Origin of the sequence: Streptomyces sp. HSW2009, assembly GCF_040240285.1 — a bacterium.
In the GTDB taxonomy this organism is placed as follows: domain Bacteria; phylum Actinomycetota; class Actinomycetes; order Streptomycetales; family Streptomycetaceae; genus Streptomyces.
The window spans coordinates 1-4,031 of record NZ_JBEHZD010000631.1; the positions used below are offsets into that span (position 1 = coordinate 1).

3 protein-coding genes are annotated in these 4,031 nt (G+C 76.9%); 2 read left to right on the plus strand and 1 reads right to left on the minus strand.

Features of this window, described 5'->3' with window-relative positions:
- Nucleotides 1-204, minus strand: a 204-nt coding sequence (locus AAHZ94_RS29775) for a hypothetical protein (RefSeq protein ID WP_349996813.1), incomplete at its 3' end; no start/stop codon positions are given.
- Here AAHZ94_RS29775 and AAHZ94_RS29780 point away from each other — a divergent pair.
- The gene (locus tag AAHZ94_RS29780) at nt 131-2,065 is read left to right on the plus strand and encodes a cobyric acid synthase (RefSeq protein ID WP_349996811.1); all 1,935 of its coding nucleotides are present in this window, start codon (nt 131-133) and stop codon (nt 2,063-2,065) included. The genes AAHZ94_RS29775 and AAHZ94_RS29780 overlap by 74 nt on opposite strands.
- Nucleotides 2,065-4,031: putative cobaltochelatase (locus AAHZ94_RS29785; protein WP_349996810.1), on the plus strand; the 1,967-nt coding region annotated here is incomplete at its 3' end. The genes AAHZ94_RS29780 and AAHZ94_RS29785, both read left to right, overlap by 1 nt.

Here is a 4,031-nt window from a genome sequence, read left to right on the forward strand (position 1 = left end):
CCCCCCCCCCCCCCCCCCCCCCCCCCCCCCCCCCCCCCCCCCCCCCCCCCCCCCCCCCCCCCCCCCCCCCCCCGGGCACATGGGGGGCGGGCTGCTGGGCGCGGGGACGACGTCGGACGCCGGTAAGAGCGTGGTCACGGCGGGCATCTGCCGCTGGCTGGTGCGCCGCGGGGTGCGCGTCGCACCGTTCAAGGGGCAGAACATGTCCCTCAACTCCTTCGTCACCCGCGAGGGCGCCGAGATCGGCCGGGCCCAGGCGATGCAGGCCCAGGCCGCCCGGGTCGAGCCGACCGCGCTGATGAACCCGGTGCTGCTCAAGCCGGGCGGCGACCGCTCAAGCCAGGTCGTCCTGCTCGGCAAGCCGGTGGGCGAGCTCAGTGCCCGCGGCTTCTTCGGGGACCGCGGGCCGGCGGCCGACGCGAGCGGCCCAGGGCCGGTGCCCGGCGGGCGGCAGCAGCTCCTGGCCCCGGTCCTGGACTGCCTCGCGGAGTTGCGGCGCACCTACGACGCGGTGATCTGCGAGGGCGCCGGCAGCCCGGCCGAGATCAACCTGCGCCGCACCGACATCGTCAACATGGGCATCGCCCGCGCCGCCCACCTGCCGGTCGTGGTGGTCGGCGACATCGACCGGGGCGGGGTGTTCGCGCAGTTCTTCGGCACCACGGCGCTGCTCTCGCGCGAGGACCAGGCGCTGGTCGCCGGCTACCTGGTCAACAAGTTCCGCGGCGACGTGTCCCTCCTCGAACCCGGCCTGGACATGCTGCACGGCCTCACCGGCCGCCGCACCTTCGGCGTGCTGCCGTACGCGCCCGGGCTCGGCATCGACGAGGAGGACGGGCTGCGGGTCTCGCTGCGCGGGGCGGTGCGCGAGGCGCCGGTGGCGCCCCCGGTCGGCGCCGATGTGCTGCGCGTGGCGGTGTGCGCGGTGCCGCTGATGTCGAACTTCACGGACGTGGACGCGCTGGCGGCCGAACCCGGCGTGGTCGTCAGGTTCGTGGACCGGCCGGCGGAGTTGGCCGACGCCGACCTGGTCGTGGTGCCCGGCACCCGGGGCACCGTGCGCGCCCTCGCCTGGCTGCGCGAGCGCGGGCTCGCCGACGCGCTGGCCGCGCGCGCCGCCGAGGGCCGGCCGGTGCTCGGCGTCTGCGGCGGCTTCCAGGTGCTCGGCGAGTCGATCGAGGACGAGGTCGAGTCGCGCGCCGGCACCGTCGCCGGGCTCGGGCTGCTGCCGGTACGGGTGCGCTTCGCGCGCGAGAAGACGCTCGCCCGGCCCAGTGGTACGGCGCTCGGCGAACACGTGGCGGGCTACGAGATCCACCACGGCGTGGCCGACGTGCGCGGCGGCACGCCGTTCCTCGACGGCTGCCGGGTCGGCCCCGTGTGGGGCACGCACTGGCACGGGTCGCTGGAGAGCGACGGCTTCCGGCGGGCCTTCCTGCGCGAGGTCGCGGTGGCGGCCGGCCGGCGGTTCGTGCCGGCGCCCGACACCTGCTTCGGGGCGCTGCGCGAGGAACAGCTCGACCGGCTGGGCGATCTGATCGAGGAACACGCGGACACCGATGCGCTGCTGCGCCTCATCGAGCAGGGCCCGCCGGTCCGGCTGCCGTTCGTCCCTCCGGGCGCGCCGGCGTTGCCTGATGCGTCGGACGGGGCCGCTGGGCTGGCCGAGGCCGCTGCCGCCGCTGGAGCTGCCGCGTACGACGGGGGCGTGCCGCCCGAGACCGTGGCGCCTGCCGGGACGGTAACGGCCCAGGCTGTGACACCTGACGGGACCGTAACGCCCCAGGTCGTCACGGCCGACAGGGCCGTATCGCCAGGGGCCGTGCTGCTCGACGGGGTTGTACCTCCCGGGGCCGTGTCGTCCGATGGGGCCGCCACGAGCCCACCGCACCGTGCGGCGGGCCCACCGCCCGCCACGCGTCCCCCGGCTGAGCCCCGCGCGCCGGGCGCGCGCTATGCACCTCGTGGCCCCCGCAAACCTCGTGACCCAAGCGAACCCGGGGAACCCAGCGAATCTCACGAATCTCGTGAACCCCGTGAACCTCGTGAAAGGAGCACTAGCTGATGACCTCGGCCAGCTACCCGTTCACCGCCGTCGTCGGCATGGCCGACATGCGGCTCGGACTGCTGCTCAACGCCGTGTCGCCGGCGATCGGCGGGGTGTTGGTGCGCGGCGAGAAGGGCACCGCGAAGTCCACCATGGTGCGCGGCATCGCCTCGCTGCTGCCCACCATCGACACCGTCCCCGGCTGCCGGTTCTCCTGCGATCCCGGCGCGCCCGACCCGGGCTGCCCGGACGGCCCGCACGAGGTGGGCGCCGGGGTCGGCCGGCCCTCGCGCCTGGTGGAGCTGCCGGTCGGCGCGTCCGAGGACCGGTTGGTGGGCGCGCTGGACATCGAGCGGGCCCTCGCGGACGGCGTGAAGTCCTTCGAACCCGGCCTGCTCGCCGCGGCCCACCGCGGCATCCTGTACGTGGACGAGGTCAACCTGCTCCACGACCACCTGATCGACCTGCTGCTGGACGCCGCGGCGATGGGCTCCTCGTACGTGGAGCGCGAGGGCGTCTCCGTACGGCACGCGGCGCGTTTCCTGCTGGTCGGCACCATGAACCCGGAAGAGGGCGAGCTGCGCCCGCAGTTGCTCGACCGGTTCGGGCTGACCGTGGAGGTCGCGGCCTCGCGCGAGCCGGACGAGCGGGTGGAGGTGGTCCGACGCCGACTGGCCTTCGAGGAGGACCCGGCCGCGTTCGCCGCCCGCTGGGCCGACAGCGAGGAAGACCTACGCGCGCGGATCGCGGCGGCCCGTGCGCTGCTGCCCACCGTGGTGCTCGACGACGGGTCACTGCGCCAGATCGCCGCCGTGTGCGCGGCGTTCGAGGTGGACGGGATGCGCGCGGACATCGTGACCGCGCGTACGGCGACGGCGCTGGCCGCCTGGGCCGGGCGGACCGAGGTGACCACCGCGGACGTACGGCAGGCCGCGCTGCTCGCACTGCCGCACCGGCGGCGCCGCAATCCGTTCGACGCGCCGGGTTTGGACGAGGAGAAGCTGGACGAGGTGCTGGACGCGTACCAGCCCGAACCGCCCTCCCCGGCCGAGCAGTCCACCGGCGAGACCGACGAGGACCCGGACCACGACCCGGACCCGGACGGCCCCGGGGGCGGCGAGCCGCCGCAGGACGGGCCGCCGCAGGGGGACGGCGGCGGGCGGGGCACCGCGCCCGACCGGCCCGCCGAGCAGCCCGTGCCGGAGCAGCGCACGGACGGGGACGGCCCGCAGGAGTCGGCCGAACCCGCGCCCGCCGCGGGCGAGGGCGCCGACGGGGCGGGCGCTGACGCGCGCGGCGGAGCGCCGGAGCGGCCGGCGGTGCCGGCCGGCGAACCGTTCACCGCGCGCATGTTGGACGTACCGGGGCTCGGCGAGGGCGCGGCAGGACGGCGCTCGCGGGCCCGCACCGCGCACGGCCGTACGACGGGCTCGCGCCGCCCGCAGGGGGTGCTGACCAAGCTGCACCTGGCCGCCACCGTACGGGCGGCTGCGCCGCACCAACGCGCGCGGGGACGCACCGGCAGCGGGCTGCTGCTGCGCCGTGACGATCTGCGGGAGGCGGTCCGCGAGGGCCGTGAGGGCAATCTGGTGCTGTTCGTGGTGGACGCCTCCGGGTCGATGGCCGCGCGGCAGCGGATGGGCGCCGTCAAGGGCGCCGTCCTGTCGCTGCTGCTCGACGCCTACCAGCGGCGCGACAAGGTCGGCCTGGTCACCTTCCGGGGCCGCGGCGCCACCCTCGCGCTGCCGCCCACCTCGTCGGTGGACGCGGCGGCGGCCCGGTTGGAGAAGCTGCCCACCGGGGGCCGTACGCCGCTGGCCGCCGGGCTGCTCACGGCCCGCGAGACGCTGCGCGTGGAGCGGCTGCGCGACCCCTCGCGCCGGCCGCTGCTCGTGGTGGTGACCGACGGCCGGGCCCCCGCCGGCCAGGCGCGGGAGGCCCCGGGCCGCCGGGCCGCGGCGGGGGGCGGCGCCGCCCCCGGGGG